This window comes from Bacillus sp. AY18-3, assembly GCF_008042305.1.
Lineage (GTDB): Bacteria > Bacillota > Bacilli > Bacillales > Bacillaceae_G > Bacillus_A > Bacillus_A wiedmannii.
Map to the genome: position 1 here is coordinate 215,807 of NZ_QKQR01000013.1, position 17,172 is coordinate 232,978.

Annotated in this window: 19 protein-coding genes and 1 pseudogene; 9 read left to right on the plus strand and 11 right to left on the minus strand. The window is 37.1% G+C overall.

The genetic code is table 11. The features are described from left to right. Position 1: 1 nt before the first annotated feature. Complete coding sequence (locus tag DM800_RS12670) at positions 2-367, minus strand: YisL family protein (protein ID WP_087984725.1); 366 nt, start codon at positions 365-367, stop codon at positions 2-4. 150 nt (positions 368-517) lie between these two features. On the opposite strand from DM800_RS12670, the gene rocD reads away from it, so the two are divergent. Next, positions 518-1,708: an ornithine aminotransferase gene (rocD, locus tag DM800_RS12675; protein ID WP_087984724.1), complete on the plus strand. Its 1,191-nt coding sequence runs from the start codon at positions 518-520 to the stop codon at positions 1,706-1,708. Positions 1,709-1,812: 104 nt separating this feature from the next. Continuing rightward, the gene (locus tag DM800_RS12680; protein WP_046958323.1) at positions 1,813-2,097 is read left to right on the plus strand and encodes a hypothetical protein; all 285 of its coding nucleotides are present in this window, start codon (positions 1,813-1,815) and stop codon (positions 2,095-2,097) included. Between the two features lie 35 nt (positions 2,098-2,132). Here the strand turns inward: DM800_RS12680 and DM800_RS12685 are convergent, their stop codons facing one another. Continuing rightward, the gene (locus tag DM800_RS12685; protein WP_001241717.1) at positions 2,133-3,032 is read right to left on the minus strand and encodes a fumarylacetoacetate hydrolase family protein; all 900 of its coding nucleotides are present in this window, start codon (positions 3,030-3,032) and stop codon (positions 2,133-2,135) included. A 246-nt stretch (positions 3,033-3,278) separates the two neighbouring features. Here DM800_RS12685 and DM800_RS12690 point away from each other — a divergent pair, with 246 nt between their 5' ends. From DM800_RS12690 to gerPF, 7 genes are all read left to right on the plus strand, one after another. Then, positions 3,279-3,458, plus strand: a complete 180-nt coding sequence (locus DM800_RS12690) for an aspartyl-phosphate phosphatase Spo0E family protein (protein WP_046958324.1) — start codon at positions 3,279-3,281, stop codon at positions 3,456-3,458. 93 nt (positions 3,459-3,551) lie between these two features. Then, positions 3,552-3,773, plus strand: coding sequence for a spore germination protein GerPA (gerPA, locus tag DM800_RS12695; protein ID WP_001111187.1), 222 nt, complete (start codon positions 3,552-3,554; stop codon positions 3,771-3,773). A gap of 14 nt (positions 3,774-3,787) precedes the next feature. Further along, positions 3,788-3,994, plus strand: a complete 207-nt coding sequence (gene gerPB, locus DM800_RS12700; protein ID WP_001012513.1) for a spore germination protein GerPB — start codon at positions 3,788-3,790, stop codon at positions 3,992-3,994. Positions 3,995-4,062: 68 nt separating this feature from the next. Next, complete coding sequence (gerPC, locus tag DM800_RS12705; protein WP_147786928.1) at positions 4,063-4,677, plus strand: spore germination protein GerPC; 615 nt, start codon at positions 4,063-4,065, stop codon at positions 4,675-4,677. A 6-nt stretch (positions 4,678-4,683) separates the two neighbouring features. After that, positions 4,684-4,878: a spore germination protein GerPD gene (gene gerPD, locus DM800_RS12710; RefSeq protein WP_001052804.1), complete on the plus strand. Its 195-nt coding sequence runs from the start codon at positions 4,684-4,686 to the stop codon at positions 4,876-4,878. Between the two features lie 15 nt (positions 4,879-4,893). Next, entirely contained in the window at positions 4,894-5,280 is a 387-nt protein-coding gene (locus tag DM800_RS12715; protein ID WP_000902337.1) for a spore germination protein GerPE, read from the plus strand. 42 nt (positions 5,281-5,322) lie between these two features. Next, complete coding sequence (gene gerPF / locus DM800_RS12720) at positions 5,323-5,538, plus strand: spore germination protein GerPF (RefSeq protein ID WP_001141566.1); 216 nt, start codon at positions 5,323-5,325, stop codon at positions 5,536-5,538. Positions 5,539-5,618: 80 nt separating this feature from the next. On the opposite strand, the gene DM800_RS12725 is transcribed toward gerPF, so the two are convergent. From DM800_RS12725 to DM800_RS12770, 9 genes and pseudogenes are all read right to left on the minus strand, one after another. After that, a complete protein-coding gene (locus DM800_RS12725) occupies positions 5,619-5,906 on the minus strand; it encodes an RNA polymerase alpha subunit C-terminal domain-containing protein (protein ID WP_147786929.1) in 288 nt (95 codons plus the stop codon). A 12-nt stretch (positions 5,907-5,918) separates the two neighbouring features. Further along, complete coding sequence (gene addA, locus DM800_RS12730; RefSeq protein ID WP_147786930.1) at positions 5,919-9,644, minus strand: helicase-exonuclease AddAB subunit AddA; 3,726 nt, start codon at positions 9,642-9,644, stop codon at positions 5,919-5,921. Further along, positions 9,641-13,156: a helicase-exonuclease AddAB subunit AddB gene (gene addB / locus DM800_RS12735; protein ID WP_097906732.1), complete on the minus strand. Its 3,516-nt coding sequence runs from the start codon at positions 13,154-13,156 to the stop codon at positions 9,641-9,643. Before addB ends, addA begins: the two co-directional genes overlap by 4 nt. A gap of 186 nt (positions 13,157-13,342) precedes the next feature. Further along, positions 13,343-13,609, minus strand: a complete 267-nt coding sequence (locus tag DM800_RS12740) for a DUF4176 domain-containing protein (RefSeq protein WP_097890481.1) — start codon at positions 13,607-13,609, stop codon at positions 13,343-13,345. Continuing rightward, positions 13,606-14,310, minus strand: a complete 705-nt coding sequence (locus DM800_RS12745; protein WP_087984718.1) for a hypothetical protein — start codon at positions 14,308-14,310, stop codon at positions 13,606-13,608. Before DM800_RS12745 ends, DM800_RS12740 begins: the two co-directional genes overlap by 4 nt. Before the next feature lie 18 nt (positions 14,311-14,328). After that, a pseudogene (locus DM800_RS12750) lies at positions 14,329-14,697 on the minus strand (WXG100 family type VII secretion target); the annotation flags it as partial. Between the two features lie 124 nt (positions 14,698-14,821). Next, complete coding sequence (gene lepB / locus DM800_RS12755; protein WP_048567025.1) at positions 14,822-15,385, minus strand: signal peptidase I; 564 nt, start codon at positions 15,383-15,385, stop codon at positions 14,822-14,824. Positions 15,386-15,441: 56 nt separating this feature from the next. Further along, positions 15,442-16,035, minus strand: coding sequence for a TVP38/TMEM64 family protein (locus DM800_RS12760; RefSeq protein ID WP_000347516.1), 594 nt, complete (start codon positions 16,033-16,035; stop codon positions 15,442-15,444). Between the two features lie 308 nt (positions 16,036-16,343). Next, a complete protein-coding gene (locus tag DM800_RS12770; RefSeq protein ID WP_088062435.1) occupies positions 16,344-16,925 on the minus strand; it encodes a competence protein ComK in 582 nt (193 codons plus the stop codon). Positions 16,926-17,172: the final 247 nt, after the last annotated feature.

Sequence of the window (17,172 nt, forward strand, 5' to 3'; positions counted from 1 at the left end):
ATTAGAATACTTGCCAGCCAATCGGTAATTTCAGTCCAAGGTAAAATACCGCTACAAGCGCGATAACAAATAATCCCCAAAATGCCCCTGTTGCCTTGTTCTTGCTCATTTTCACAAGAACCATTTCCATTCCAGCGATAACTAAAATACCAGCTACCATTTTTAAACCATACCACATGTGCACGTTACTTGTTGCAGTCTTCATAATACCCATGTACAACATGAAACCTGTCACAATAATGATAATGTACATAAGACGAAGCCCCATATGTACACCTTTACCTTTTCTTCCTGCTGAATAAAGTGAATACGCAACGAAGAATAAAATTAAACCTAACGCCCATGCTGTAATATGCATATGTACCATCGTATCCCCTACCTCCTCTTTTCACACTTTTTCACTCTATATGATAGCATGTTCATTTATTTTCAGGAAATGTTTCGCTTTTTTACATTTAAATGATATAATATTTAGAGTATTTACAAACTTCTTGTAATAACAAAAGGGGGAACAATCATGATTCAAACTAAGGATATTATCGAACTTACAGACACATACGGGGCAAATAACTATCACCCACTTCCGATCGTTATCTCTAAAGCAGAAGGCGTTTGGGTAGAAGATCCTGAAGGAAATCGCTATATGGACTTATTAAGTGCATATTCTGCAGTAAACCAAGGTCATCGTCACCCAAAAATTATTAACGCTTTAATTGACCAAGCTAATCGTGTTACGTTAACTTCTCGTGCTTTCCATAGCGATCAATTAGGTCCTTGGTACGAAAAAGTTGCGAAACTAACTAATAAAGAAATGGTACTTCCAATGAATACAGGTGCAGAAGCTGTTGAAACTGCAATTAAAACAGCTCGCCGCTGGGCTTATGATGTGAAGAAAGTAGAAGCAAACCGTGCTGAAATTATCGTTTGTGAAGATAACTTCCACGGCCGTACAATGGGTGCTGTTTCTATGTCTTCAAACGAAGAGTACAAGCGTGGATTCGGTCCAATGCTTCCTGGCATTATCGTAATTCCTTACGGTGATTTAGAAGCGTTAAAAGCTGCTATTACACCAAACACAGCTGCATTCATTTTAGAGCCTATCCAAGGTGAGGCAGGAATTAACATCCCACCAGCTGGTTTCTTAAAAGAAGCTCTTGAAGTATGTAAAAAAGAAAACGTTTTATTCGTAGCAGATGAAATCCAAACTGGCTTAGGCCGTACTGGTAAAGTATTTGCTTGTGACTGGGACGGTGTAACTCCTGACATGTACATACTTGGTAAAGCACTTGGCGGCGGCGTATTCCCAATCTCTTGCGTAGCAGCAAACCGCGACATTTTAGGCGTATTCGAGCCAGGTTCTCACGGTTCTACATTCGGTGGTAACCCACTTGCATGTGCTGTTTCTATCGCGGCTCTTGAAGTGTTAGAAGAAGAAAAATTAACAGAGCGTTCTCTTCAATTAGGCGAAAAATTAGTTGGGCAATTAAAAGAAATTGATAACCCAATGATTACTGACATTCGTGGTAAAGGCTTATTCATCGGTATCGAATTAAACGAGCCAGCTCGTCCTTACTGCGAACAATTAAAAGCAGCTGGTCTATTATGTAAAGAAACACACGAAAATGTAATTCGTATCGCACCACCGTTAGTAATCTCTGAAGAAGATTTAGAGTGGGCGTTCCAAAAAATTAAAGCGGTATTATCATAATAATAAAGAGGTTATCCTACATGTTGGGACAACCTCTTTATTTTTTTAGTAGTTTACTGTAAAATAAGATTGAATATTCAGTTTATTTTACAGGGGGTAATTGTATGCTTTTGAAATACGGCAAACATATTAACTATTTAGCTACTATTCTCATTTCCATTACATTCATCGGATTCCTATTATCTATAACGTTACTCAGGTACTACTCAACACCTCATACATTCATGCTACTTAAAATCTCATTTTGGGCTGCTGTTTTCCTTACAGCTATCGGTTTTGGCCGCGAAAGAAGTTCTCTTGCCGTTATGCTAATCGGGATTTGTACGTTAATACTCATCGGATTATATATTTTTGCTATTTTAGATTTTTTCAATAACCCATGGCCATAAAAAAGAGCTATCTATTAATAAGATAGCCCTTTTCTTCATTTCACTACATTTCGCAAAGTACCAATTCCTTCTACTGTAATGACCACTTCATCACCCGCATGCAAAAACTTCGGTGGTGTGAAACCTTTTCCGACACCAGCCGGCGTTCCTGTTGCGATAATATCGCCTGGCTCTAACGTCATTCCTTTACTTATCGTTGAAATGATTTCTTCTATTGAAAAAATCATTTTATTTGTATTTGAAGTTTGTCTTACTTCCCCATTTACTATTGTTTCAATGTGTAACGCATTTGGCGTTTCAACCATTGATTTATGAATTAGATACGGTCCCATCGGACAAAATGTATCGAAACTTTTTCCAAGAAAAAATTGTTTATGCTTCCTTTGAATGTCGCGAGCAGTTATATCATTTATAATGGTATAACCAAAAACATGCTCAAGCGCTTTTTCTTTTTTTATTTGTTTCCCTCGCTTACCAATGATGATAGCTAGTTCTCCTTCATAGTCTAGTTCATTCGTTGCGTGGGGATGACTATTAATTTTTTCATTCATTCCAATGACTGTCGTTGGCGCTTTCGTAAAGATCATTATATTTTCCGGAATTGACTCTACTCCGCCCATTTCTATCGCATGCTCACGATAGTTCTTTCCAACGCAAAGAATATTCTTCCTTGGCCTTGGAATTGGTGCTAATATTTTCACCTCAGTTAACGGATAATACGCCGCCCCTTCATTTTCCTTCGCCCAATTTACAATATCACATATTTTTTCAAAGCATTCGGTTCCTCTTTCAATACACTCTAACATTGTAATCGGAATCGTAACCTTTTCCCCTTTTTGTCTTTGCGCTTCTCTTACATGCAATACCTTTTCTTCCTCTTCATCCACAATACCTACAAATACCTTTTCATCTTTTTTCGCCGTTACCAAACGCAATATTTCCACTCTCCATCCTAAAACTCATGACCTTTAATTGTATTCGCATCCGTCAGAAAAAAACCTTCTCATGCACGCTAATTTTTACAATATTCTTCTCATATTCTATTCGTTACTCCTTTATATTTGGCATAAAATGTAGAAATTTTACTTTTTTTAGCGAAGGTGTTTCTTTTTTATTGGTTTTTTGTATAATATGTACTACATATATACTAAAAATTTCATTTAGAGATGGAGCCGATTTCAATGTTTGAGCAAGCGATTGAAAAAAAACGTGAAAAAATGATTTATTTTGCTGAACGCTACGGAATGACTTCTCAAAAAACAGTGGATTGTAGCCAAGAACTGGACAGGCTCTTAAATGTAATTTGGCATGTACATACGGATTTTTACCCTAATCAAACACTCAATACACACACGCAATAACGTGTGTGTTTCTTTTATAAAAAAAAACACATTTTATTGAAAACGCCCATACAATAGTAGAAAAGAAAATTTAAAAAACGAAAGGTGTTTTGTATGCCAGCTATGGTCGGACATATTCGTATCGTCAATATTGGATCAAGTGGTATTTTTCATATTGGAGATGTATTTGCGATTAGGCCTATTAGTTATTCACGCGCTTTTGCTGGGGCCGGCTCTTTTAATGTTGGAGATAACGTTTCTGTCTACAATTATCAAAGCGCAACGACTGTCAATGATTCAGATGTAATTGATCAAGCGATAATTGGTTCAACTTAGAGGAGGCGATTGCATTGAATTTTTATGTAAACCAAAGCATCATCATTAATAGCATTAGAATTGATAGCATTACAACCTCTTCTGTATTCCAAATTGGTACTGCAGGAAGTATTAAAGCTCTATCTAAATTCTCAAATAGCGGTGGATTTACAGAGCCCCTTCGCCCATTGCAGGCGAAAGGACAAATTATTTCTATCAAACCATCAACTAGTTCTTCTTAAGACATCCTTGTCATAAATATATAGCAGGAATATTTTTACCCTCCCTACTGAAAAGGAGGTTTCACAAAATGAATCAAGATATATATACTTACTTACACCAACTTCAACAAGCTCTTCAAACACAACAAGCAACCATCCTTAACCTAGAAGATCAAGTTCGCCAACTCCAAGAAGAGCTTAACGAATTAAAAAATCGCCCCTCCTCTTCTGTAGGAAAAGTGGAATACAAATTCGATCAATTAAAAGTAGAAAATTTAAATGGTACTTTAAATATCGGTTTAAATCCGTTTTCAGCAAAAGGACAGCAAATTGAAGATTTCCAAGTGGATACAGAAACATTAAAAGTAAATCCTGAAACAGATACAAACCCAGATTTTTACCAAGGCATCCTTCAAGAAATGCATCGTTACTTAGATGAAGAAGCATATAATCGAATTCTCCATTTTGAACAAGAAGAGAGAACGCCGCTCGATGAAATGTATCGACAAATGATGGTTGATGACATAAAAAAACAGATGGAGCATAGACTTCCTTATTATTTATCACAAACGCAATCCTATCAAGGGATTTCAACAGATCCAGATTATTTACGAGATATCATTATTCAAGCAATGAAACATGATATCGACAAAGCTTTCCTCTCTTTTATTCAACACATACCGGGCAATTTCCGAAAGGAGTAAGTATGTATGAATCTTAACGTTGTAAATCGCGAATTAAAAGTCGGCCAAATTAAAATGAACGGTGTATCGTCGTCCGCACTCTTTTTAATTGGGGATGCAAATTTCCTCATACTATCTTCTATTCTTGATACACCATTTGAAACTGTTACAGAGGGTCCATTTGTACCATTAGTCACAGATGTCCCTCCTACTCCAGGTTAAGGAGACTGAGAAACTATGTTACATCATGTGTCTGTTGTCCAAAATGTTTCTATTATTTCTTTAGGGATTAGTGCCGTATTTCAAGTTGGAGATGCCAATCAAATGGAATTAAAAAGTAGAGCTCTTGCCGTCCATAGGGAAATTCCTTGTTATATAAAAGACGAAGGCCGCTTAGACGCATTTGAAATCTTTACAGATGAACACATCACAATCCCAAAACGAACGACAGATGTAAAATTAAACATTGTAAATGAATGCCCTTTTATTGAAGTAAACAATGTTGAATTGCGAACACTTTTAAATTCTGGTTGCTTTCAAATTGGAAATGTTGATTATGTTTTTAATAACTCTCGTATTATGCAAATCCGCCAATATATTACGGATGAACCTTCCGCACAATAATTCATATAGTAATTAAAAAGCTTAGTAAAGTAGGTGGATGGTATGCCTTCTGTTGTTGGAAATCTCGTCGTTCAAAACAGTAATGGTTCTTTTAATTTAGGGGATTTTTATAACGTGTCTCCGAAAGAAAATACGAAAGCTTATAATGGTTCCGGAGCTTCCAATGTTGGATTTGTCGTGAATACGTTTAACGGTGTTAGTGCAACAAATACGTTTGATTCTGATGTGGCTGATCAAGATCAAATTGGAACAGCGTAAAAAAAGTAGGAGAATATCTCCTACTTTTTTCTTTTACCTCATTCAATATTATCAAAAACTCCACTGTTTACTGTTTCATTTTATTTAAATGATAATCCCTTCTCCTTCAAAGCATTTCTAAGCTTCGGCATAGACGCAGGTCCCATACCATGTAGTTTTAAAATTTCTTTTTCACTATACTTTGAGAGTTCTTCTATCGTGTGAATTCCATGGTGCTCTAGCGCATTTCGTGCTGGTGATGAAAGAAGTGAAAGAAATCCTGTTTTTGGTTTCTTTTCTTTCTCACAGGTTGGGCAAGTTGGACAATCGCTACTTTTATAATATTCATGTCCTTTTTCACATGTTCTTAACGTTTTTTCCGTTGTCATTTTCAAGCCTCTCTATTCTTCAATTTTTACAACATGGTTGCCATCAAAGAAGTATAAGCATTTCTCTTTCACAGGATGTTGCAAGCTTTTTTCAAGTGCCTTTGCATATAAAGAAAGCTGCACTTTATATCGATCTTCTAAAATTGGTTTCGCTTGATCGAATCCGCCTGGGAACTTCCCTTCAATCGTATCCGTTTTAAAGTCGATTAGCGTGATACCATCTTCCTCTTCAATCATGCAGTCAATAACCCCTTGGACAAGAATTGATTCCCCGCTCTTCCCTTGCCAATCTTGATATGCTTCTTCTGCTGCAAGCATCATCGTAAATGGCACTTCACGCTCAACGCTTTTCGCCGCTAATACCCTTTTACCTAAGTCACTGTCAAAGAATGAAATGACTTTTTCAATCGCTATTTCCTCTGCTTGCTCGAATGTTAATAATTCTTTATTAACCATGCCACTAATTTGCTCTCGAATCACTTCTTCTGTAATCGGCTTCTTCAAATCAACATGCTGCATGACAGCGTGAACTGCCGTACCTCTTTCAGCGTACGTTAATCCTTTTTTCTCCATAAAACGAGGGCGTGTTTTAATTGGTGCACGTAGTTTTTTAATAAAGGCATTATCGCTACCTTCTTCAGATTGATAATTTCTCTTTATTTCTGTAACAGACTGTTTCGCACGATGAGATGTCGCTTCCTCATATCCGTACTTCCACATTAATCTGTCGTACACTTCTTCTTTCCGTTCACTTTGCAGGGGAACAGCTTTTTTCTCACGAAGTGCTTCTAACAATTCTTGTTTCTCTTCTTGAACCGGTTCCGGTGCAAGTAACGTTTTGCCGTCAACAACTTCTACTTTCCAGCTCGTGTCATATCCATAGATTTCACCCGGAATGCTTCCTTGTCCTAATTCAAGAAGCATTTCACTATCACGATGTCTATATAATGAAGGTGCAATCCAGTCTAAATAACAAGACGCTCCGGCACGTATATGGTCTGGTAATAACCATTCACTATGCTCCCTTGCATCGAGCCATTTTTCCATTTCTTTATTGGCATCTTTAACCGTTCCAATTAAAATTAACTTCTCTTTCGCACGCGTTAACGCTACGTATAACACGCGCATTTCTTCCGCGATTAATTCCATTTTCATTTTACGCTTAATTGCTAGTTGCGATAATGTCGTATATTTAATGCGTTTACGAGGATCGATAAATTGTGAACCGAAACCAAAGTCTTTATGCAGTAAGAAACGTTTCATTAAATCTTGTGTATTAAAACGACGACCTAGTCCCGCTACAAATACGACTGGGAACTCAAGTCCTTTACTTTTATGAATCGTCATAATACGAACGACATCTTCTTGTTCACCTAAAGCTCTCGCCGTTCCCATATCATCACCGCGTTCTAAAATACGCTCAATAAAGCGTAAGAAGCGGAATAATCCTCTAAACGATGTTGCTTCATATTGTCTTGCACGGTCATAAAGTACACGCAGGTTTGCTTGCCTTTGCTTTCCGGCTGGTAAACCGCCAACAAAGTCGTAATAACCTGTCTCACCGTACACTTTCCAAATTAAATCAGAAAGTGACTGTTGACGCGCGAATTCACGCCATCCTTGCAGTAAGTTATAGAACCACTCTAATTTATCATGTAGTTCTTGTTCTTCTTCAAGCGGTGCCCCTTTTAAGAATGAGCTCATTACTTCATAAAACGAACCTTTCTTTCCGTGAGCACGCAATGTTGCAAGTTCTTCATCATTTAGTCCAACTATTGGTGAACGAAGTACGGCGGCAAGCGGAATATCTTGCATCGGATTATCGATCACTCGGAATACGTTCATCATAATATTTACTTCTGTCGCTTCAAAGTAACCAGTCGCAAGATCAGCGTATACTGGAATTCCTTGCAGCTTTAACTCTTCCATAATTTGCGGCGCCCATGGCATAGAGCGAAGTAAAATAACGAAGTCGCGGTATTGTACAGGGCGCATACTATCCGTTTTACGATCATACACTTCATAACCTGAATCAACCATCGCTTTAATACGCTGCGCCATAAGGCGAGCTTCAAGTTGCGCTTTTTCTACTTCCGCACCTTCTTCACCGTCTAGCACTTCTTCTTCTGTTTGCTGAATACATAGTAGTTCAGCTGTTACATCTTCACCTTCTGGATAGCTAGCACCTAACTTTAATTCAGCGTCAGCATCATAGTCGATTTCTCCGACTTCTTCGCCCATAATTTGTTTGAAAATAAAGTTCGTACCTGCTAACACTTCATGACGGCTACGGAAGTTTTTCGCTAAATCGATTTTCATTCCGCCGTCTAATCCTTCTTGCGTAAAGCGTTTATACTTTCCTAGGAACAGGCCTGGTTCTGCTAGTCGGAAACGATAGATCGACTGCTTCACGTCACCTACCATGAACAAGTTCCCTTCACTCTCAGAATCTTTCGTTACGAATTTAATAATGGATTCCTGCACAAAGTTCGTATCTTGATATTCATCGACTAGTACTTCAGCAAATTTATTACGATATTGAAGCGCTACTGCTGACGGCTTCATTTCACCGTTTTCACTTTGTTCACTTAAAATTTGTAGACAGAAATGCTCTAAATCTGTGAAATCAACCATCCCTTTATCACGCTTCATCGCTTGGAAACGCTCTGTAAATACTTTTACAAGCTGTACGAGTTTTTCTAATACAGGATGCATATCTTGAAAATCTCGTAAGAAACTTTCAGGTCTGCGGCTAAATAACTCTTCTTGTAATTTCTTCACTTCATCTTTCGCTTTATTACGAAGAGAGTCTACTTGTTTTACAACATCCTCGTTGTAATCACTTTTCTTAATACGCTTTAACGTTTGCCACGATACATTTTGCATCGCTTCATACACATTTGTCCATGACTCACAAGCAGCTGATGACAACGTTCCAAGTAAAACTGCATCTGCTTGCAGGGTTTCAACGCGGGGCGCCGGACCGTCAGGAAGCATCGCGAGTTCAGTCGCTTTACGAATATGTGTCTCTGCTGTTTCAAGCTGGAATTTCACATCTTCTAATAAGTAAGAAGCGTACACTAAATCTTCAATTGTCTTTCCTTCCACGTCGTATGCTTCTACTAATTTATCGAGCCATTTTTCCGGATTTGGATGCGCTCTTGATTCTGTATGAAGCGCTAAAATCATACGCTGTAAGTCATCATCACTACGGTCACTCGTATAACGGTCAACGAGTTCAAAGAAAATACTATTATCTTCAATTCCATACTCTTCTTCTAATATGTCATCTAACACTTCTTCTTTTAATAATTCGTTTTCTGTTTGATTCGCAATGCGGAAACGAGGATCAACATCAAGCATGTAGTAGTATCCTCTAATTACTTGTAAACAAAATGAATGGATCGTTGAAATAGAAGCTTTATTTAATAAGCTAAGCTGCTTTCTTACGTGCTGCGATCCTGGCTCATCAATTAATACCTTTTCTAACGCTTCCCCAATTCTGTTTTTCATCTCTTGCGCCGCTGCATTCGTAAATGTTACAACGAGCAGGCGGTCGACATCGACTGGATTTTCTTCATTTATAATTTTTTTAATAATACGTTCAACTAATACTGCTGTTTTCCCTGATCCAGCTGCTGCCGCGACTAATATATCACGTCCGTTCGCTACAACCGCTTTCCACTGGTCATCCGTCCACTGACTACCTTCTGGTTTTTCAGGCCAATTTTCAATCATTCTCCGCCAACCTCCTCTCTAATTTTCTCCATCGCTTCGCTATCTTTCATATCTTTTAGCGTACGGAACTGGTTATCTTCGAGTGATTCATCGAACTGACAAACAGATTTGAAGTTACAGAACGTACACGCCGCTTTATTCCCCTTCTTATAAGGAGCAATATCAATAACGCCTTCTGTAATGTCTTTTCCAATATTTTCAAACGTATGGTGTACGTATTTTTGAAGTACGTTAAACTCTTGTTCACTTGCAATACTCGAACGCGCACTAAAACTGCCGTCTTTTTTCAAACCAGCAGAAATAATATCAGAGCTTCCTGTCGAAAGTTTGTTATCCATTAAACGAACAACATCAGCATCTCCTAGTACAAGTCCTTTCATTTTAAATTTCTTTAAAATCTCTTTCTCAATTTCTGCTTCAGATGCGTCACCCTTCATCTCAACGATCGGGTTATGGATATGGAAGTACAGTACACCAGCCGGTGATGCAGTACCTCCCTTTTTCATCCACGTATGTGCATTCGAAGTAACAACATCTAAATACGTTAACATTTGAAGTGCTAATCCGTAATACACTTCCGTTAAGTCTAACGCTTTTGAGCTTGATTTATAATCAATAATACGTAGGAACGTCCCATTTTCATCTTCCGCCTTATCAACACGGTCAATACGACCAACTACTTCCATCTTTACACCATTTGGTAATGAGAATTCCATCGGCGGAAGCGATCCTGTACCGCCCATACCGAATGGCACTTCTAAATCAACTGGTACGAAACCGCTTGACTTCGCATGTTCACGAAGAATGATTGATGTACGGAAAATGATTTGTTGTAGTTTTTGTTTTAAATAGAAATGACGATTTGAACTTAATAAAATTTGTCTTTGTAATAACGGTGCAATCTCTTCTATTACTACAGCAGAAAGATGCTCACACTCTTTTATTGATAAATCCGCCCAAGTACGGTTTTCGCGTAATAGCCTGTCCGCAATTCTCTTCAGCGCTGCATGGAATAGTTCCCCGATATCGGGTGCATCCAGTTTGAAAATGTCACGCTCTCTTAACGATAAACCGTGCTGCGCGAAATGAGCATATGCGCAACGGTTAAATAGTTCCATACGAGATACGCTTCCTTTTATTTTATCTCCATATAAATCTCTACTTACAACTGTACTTAGCTTTTGCGCACGATTTCGGTAGAATAAACTTGATAATACGCGGCTACTTTTTTGTTTCCATTCATCTGAAGTTACGTAGAAGTTATATACATCCCACCAAAAATCTAAATTCCCTTCAAATCCATATCGCTTCCACGTTTGAAGTTGCTGCATAACATATGACAACGTTACTTCTGGCGTTGCTACGTATGAAATTTGTTCCGAACGTGATAAATCATTCACGTCATTCGTAATAAATGTATCTTTCACATCAGGGAACATTCTTTTTATTTTCTTAATAAAGCTAGACGCAAGTAACGTCTTCCCTTCCTCATCTGCAAGCGGGCATGAAATATATAATTTCTCAGTTGCTCTCGTTACCATTTGGTACATAACGAACTGTTCTTCTAATAAGGTTTGTCTCGTCGTTGGTGCTAATTCGATACCTGCAACGCTAAGAACATCTCTTTCCTCATCAGAAAGCATCCCTTCATCCATCGGTGCTGCCGGAATAACTCCTTCATTCACGCCAATGACAAATGTTGCTTTCACATTTGATAATCTTGAACGATCAATATTAGCAATTAACACTTGGTCTAATGACGGCGGAATGTTTGCGAATTGAAGCGCCTCAAGACCTGTCGACATAACGTCTGTGAACATAGAAAGTGACATTTTCTCTTCACCAAGCATCTCAACGAACGTATCAAGAAGACTCATTACTTCTTCCCATACTTGCTCATGATCTGTCGCAAATAAGAAATCTCCGCTCTCTTCTGCACGAATACGTAATGCTTCTAGTTTTTTCGGAACGTCTAGCTCTTCTAAAAATAAATAAACAGCTTCGCACATTTGCATCACTGTTCCCGCTCGCTTCAGTCTTTTTTGCATACGAATAACAGGCGTTCTTACAACGTCGCGCAGTCGATTTATTCTCTCTTCCATTTCACGTTCACTGTCTGTAATCATCTCGTCCGTATCGTCAAGAGAACGATAGCGGCGATACATCCACGGATCCTCAGAAGTCCATCTCTTCCCTTGTACACCGTACGCTAAACAGTAGTTTTCAAACTCATCCATCTCTTCGCGCATCGTTTCTTTTCTTACGTCTAATGGATATAAAAGCTCTGTTTTCACGCAGCGGAACACTGCATCATAACGCCAATTTCCACTAATAATCTCGAGTGCAGAACGAATGCATTCTACTAGCGGATGATGTGACATCGGGCGTTTTTCATCGATGAAATGCGGGATATTATAATCTGTAAATAGCGTTCGCATCACATCGTAATAACTTTCTCCGTTACGAAGAAGGACTGCAATATCTCGGTAACGATAGTCTTCATCCGCCACAAGTCTACGAATTTCACGCGCAACACCTTCTACTTCAGCTCGTAAATTCGCTGCTGTACTAATCGTTACACTTGCTTCTCCGTGAAACTTTTCATTTGGACGTGCTTCGTAATGCGTTTCTAAATGCGCTAATGCTTGCGAATGAAAACGCGGTTGTTCCATAAGTGGAATCGTTTTTTCAATTTCTATCTTCTCTTCACGCGCCACTTGCTTTATTTTTTCATACGTTAATGTCGTTTCATAAAATAAATCTAGTTCATTTACCGGCTGCGCTAACGTTTTTTCATCTATCGTTAACGTGATCGTAACTCTCGCACCGCAAATCATAAGCTGTCTTACAATTTCTAGTTCTTGCGGTGAAAATGAATGAAATCCATCTATATAAATTTCAGCCCCATTTACATATTCAGAATGTGGAAGCTTTTCGACTAGCAATTGTAGGTAGTCTTCTGAATCCAAATATTTTCCGATTAAAGCACGTTCAAAATCATCATATAATAGTTGTAAATCATACACTTTATTCGCTAATAGCTTTTGTTCTGCACTGCTACTATGTGCGTCTAATTGTTGCCACATTTCATATACGTTAGATGGCGTCACATTGTAACGTTTAAACTCCGCAATCATACTACCAAGATGTTCAAAGAAACCGTTTTGCTCCGCTGCTTTTTGGAACACCGATAATCCATCTTTACGAGACTCTACAATTTTACGAAGTAACATATGTACGCCCGCTTCATCAATGTGAAGGCGACTCGCTCCACCAACTTCTTGCAGTACCTTCCACGCTAATCGTGAAAAACTAAAAACTTGTGCCCGAATAGAACCTCTTACATCCTCACTACCAATTAACGCCTGCTGCGTTTGGAATGTCATCTGTTCTGGCACAAGATATAATATTGTTTCCCCTCTTGGACGCTGCTTTAACTCTTCTTGCACTTCGTGTAAACAAAGTGTACTTTTTCCACTTCCCGCTCTACCAATCACAAATCGAAGTGACATGTAACCCCACCTTTCACTTACATAACGAACGTTAGTTTGCTACTATAATTGTATTATAGGACACGAAAAAAGACAAACATGTATAATGACGATACCCCATCTCAAAACATAAAAATACAACCGCTAAAGTATTTAATTATATAGAAAAAGCTGCTCATATAAGCAGCTTTTTCTATGTAATATTTCTTACTCCACTTTAGACAATATCTTTTGTTGAAAAGCTCTTTCTTCCTCATCTTTATATCCACTTGATATAACTTCTTGAATATCGTCATGGTTAAATAAATAAGTAAAATCAGGACTAATATAGCCCTCTGGGTAAAAACATCCCATATAGTCAAATTTTTTCACTTTATCTGTTTCTACTTGTTGTTTACGCCCATAAATCATGAGTTTCTTGGTTCCTTCTTTTAAGATTACGATAGAGCCTATAGGTAGAAGATGTGAATTCATTTCCTTCTCCTTTCCTTTCTTGTAAGATTAGATTTTTGTTGAACCTGTTTCATTTTTGAATGCCCTGTAATAAGATGTTTTTTAAAATCAAAATAAAAATACACATGGACACTCGCAAACAAGAAAATAACCGAGAAAAATGACAGTAAGATAATTAGCAAAATCGCTAGAGAATCTTGACTTAAAATTCCTATACTAATTTGACCAACAATGTAGCCTACACCTGAAAAAACACCGACTTTTGAAAATTTCACCTTCTGATCATTTATACCCATTAAACGAGCTGTAAAATATTTAATCCACAATTGTCCGGATTTATAAACAACCAAACAGTATACTATAAATGATAGAATAAAAAATAAAGGTGATGCCAATCCTATTAACTCGTAAGCTATTTTTTGAACACCTATAAAACTACAAAATGAAATGCTAGTTCCAACAAATCCAGAATATAGTAAATGTTGTAATTGAGGCTGCTTAGGTTTGTTAATAAAAATCCAAATTCCCCACAAGTTACATACTATAAAAAATGGAAGCGCCAAGTAAAAATACACATTATATATTGGTGGAAATACAAAAATTATAATCAATAACAAAAAATTCATAATAAACCATACAAAGGCTCCGACAATATTTCTTATATCAAATGGTAGTAATATTCGTATGCCATCATCTATATTTTTAAAGTTATATTTATCCATTATGCACCTCATAGAAAATTAAAAGATTTCATCTAAAGCAGAGCCTATTCCAGATTTAATTCGGTCTTTTATAGAGTCTTTTTCACCATCATTATTCCAGTCCCCTTTATCGAACTTAATTCCATCCGTTATTATGCTAGATACTACAGAAGCGGTAAAACCTACACCAGCCCCAATCACAGTTCCAATAGGTCCTCCAATTGCTGTACCGACTGCAGCACCCGCCCAAGTACTAGCAGCAGTAGAACCTACTCCAACCGCTACATCACCAACAATGTCTCCTACAATTTTACTACTGCTTGCATTACTTTCCAAATTTTCTTTCATATCTTTAAAGACATCTAAACCGGTACTTATATATCCTAATGCGTTATTTTTTAACGATATAAAAATTTTTTTATCCTTGGTCACGATACCAGCTAAACATTCTCATTAGCAATAGATTGAAAAAATATAAAGTAAAAAAGACAAACATAATTGTTTGCCTTTTTCTATACTTCTATCTATTATATCAACCTTTTGAAAAATTCGTTTGCACCTCTTGAATTGGCCAATATCGTAAATCAACTTTACCGACAACTGTATCAGCTTTTACAAATCCAAAGTGTCTACTATCCCAGCTCCCGAGGCGGTTATCACCCACTACAAAAATATAGCCAGGTGGCACCGACTTTTCTTTCGTTAACTCTTCTAGTTTAAAATCACCTGTTAGTTGTCGTCCATTTATCTCTTTCTTATACGTTTCTAAATAAGGTTCATCCACGAATTGTCCGTTTATATACAGTTTATCATGCTTATATTCAATTTGATCTCCAGGTAAACCGATAATTCGTTTTACGTAGTCCTCTTTTTTATTCGCATGAAACACAACAACATCAAACCTGTTCAAGTCCCCCACTTGATAACTCACCTTATTTACAACGAGCATATTACCATCTTGCAATGTTGGCATCATTGACTTCCCCTCTACAACGTACGTCGAAAAGAAAAACGTTCGAAAAAATACAGCTAATAATACACCAATTAAAATTGTTCGTATCCACTCTATGCCTTCTTTTTTCAAAGTTTTCTTCATCCGCTTCTCCCCTTATCCTTTAATAATGAAGCTTTCCTTTACAAAGAAGACTATTCTTAATGTAGTTCTAACTTTACTTCGATTTTCTTACCGACATACCATAAAATAAAAATACCAATTGCTACAATGACTGATTTCACCGGATTATGAATAAATGACATTAAATCATGACCGATATACGTTAAAATAAAAATCATCACAAGCTTTCCGAACGCAAGCGCAAGCCCGAACTGTTTTACACTAATGCGAGATAAACCAGCGACAACGTTTATAAGCGCAGACGGTGTAAACGGAAAACAAAATATGACGAAAATCGGCGCAAATCCTTTCCTTTCAATCCATCCCATTGCCTTCCTTACTTTCTCATGTTTATTTACAAAAGAAAAGAAACGACTTCGTCCAAAATGGCGGATAATGAAAAAGACAAGTAAGGCACCCATTACTGATCCAAGCCAAGAATAAAGAAAACCGAGCCAAAATCCAAATGCAACAGCATTTGCCAGTACAAATACGATGAGTGGCAATGCCGGAATCAACGCTTCTATCATCGGTAAACCAATACCAAGAAGTGGTCCGAACGCTTTATAGCTTTCAACAATATGATCCATATTTTCTGGTGAAAAATACTCTTTGATTGTCTGAAAATCCATTCTACACTTTACCCCTTTACTCTAAGTACTACCTCTACTGTATCATTGCTTATATGAAAGAGGAAATGGTAGATACGACATATGGAGATGTAATTATTAAGTTTCCATATCTTTCATTAGAATTCCTTCATTATTACGCTATGATAATCTATCAATATTCGACAGGACGTTTCGCGGTTTTAGAAGTGACACTTTTGTTTTGTTGACAAATTCCTCAGTAGGTGAAATTATATCAGGGATTTCTCAAATATATCGACTTACCGATAAAAACTGACAAATAAAAAAGATGGGGATTTTTCCCCATCCTCTTAAACTTCCTCTTCTTTCACAAAATATACTTTCTCGTATGCTGGTTTTAATCGAGATTCTTGAGTTTTATCAATCTCTTTAAAACAAGGATTCCCTTGTTTTTTTCTACGATCTTCATATTCAGTACGCAATTTCGCTGTACGATTTAGTTGATTTTCAAAACTGCTTTTTGATATTTCTAATTTCACAGCAAATCCATTTATAAATCTAACAATAACATTTCCATCTTTTAACTCTTTATTACTTTCAATATAAAAATGAGACAACCAAGCGCACTCTTTTCTAGAGTAAGAATAAGTAGGGAAAAAATAAAATTGATCCGCTGGACTAATCGCAATCGGTGCTTTATGTGTAATATGAGTTAACTCTTTCGTTCCTTCTTTTCTGCCTAAGAAACTAGAGCCATGCTTGCGGCAACTTCTTTCTATAATATCTAGGGGCTTTTGAAATACGAAAAAAGAATCTTCCATCTCAACAACTCGTGTAACGATTTTCTTTTCACTTAGAATAACAGGAAGTAAGGCCATTGTATTTTTATTTACCACATAGTTTTCGACATAGCGTTCTACTTTACTTTCCATATTCTACTGTCTCCTTTTTTCTATTTATATTAGCAGCTGCATATATAATTTTAGCACCTATGAAAAGGAAATGCTTTACAGATTACGCTTTTTTACAATACTTTATCATTTATCAAACATCTTTTAAATTTAAAATTAACAATATAGTGATTTTATAATAAAAAGCCTATATAAAATGTATTTATACTACCTATAAATATTTACAACCGCTTCCTCATTTCGCATCATTACGACAATTAACTTTGCT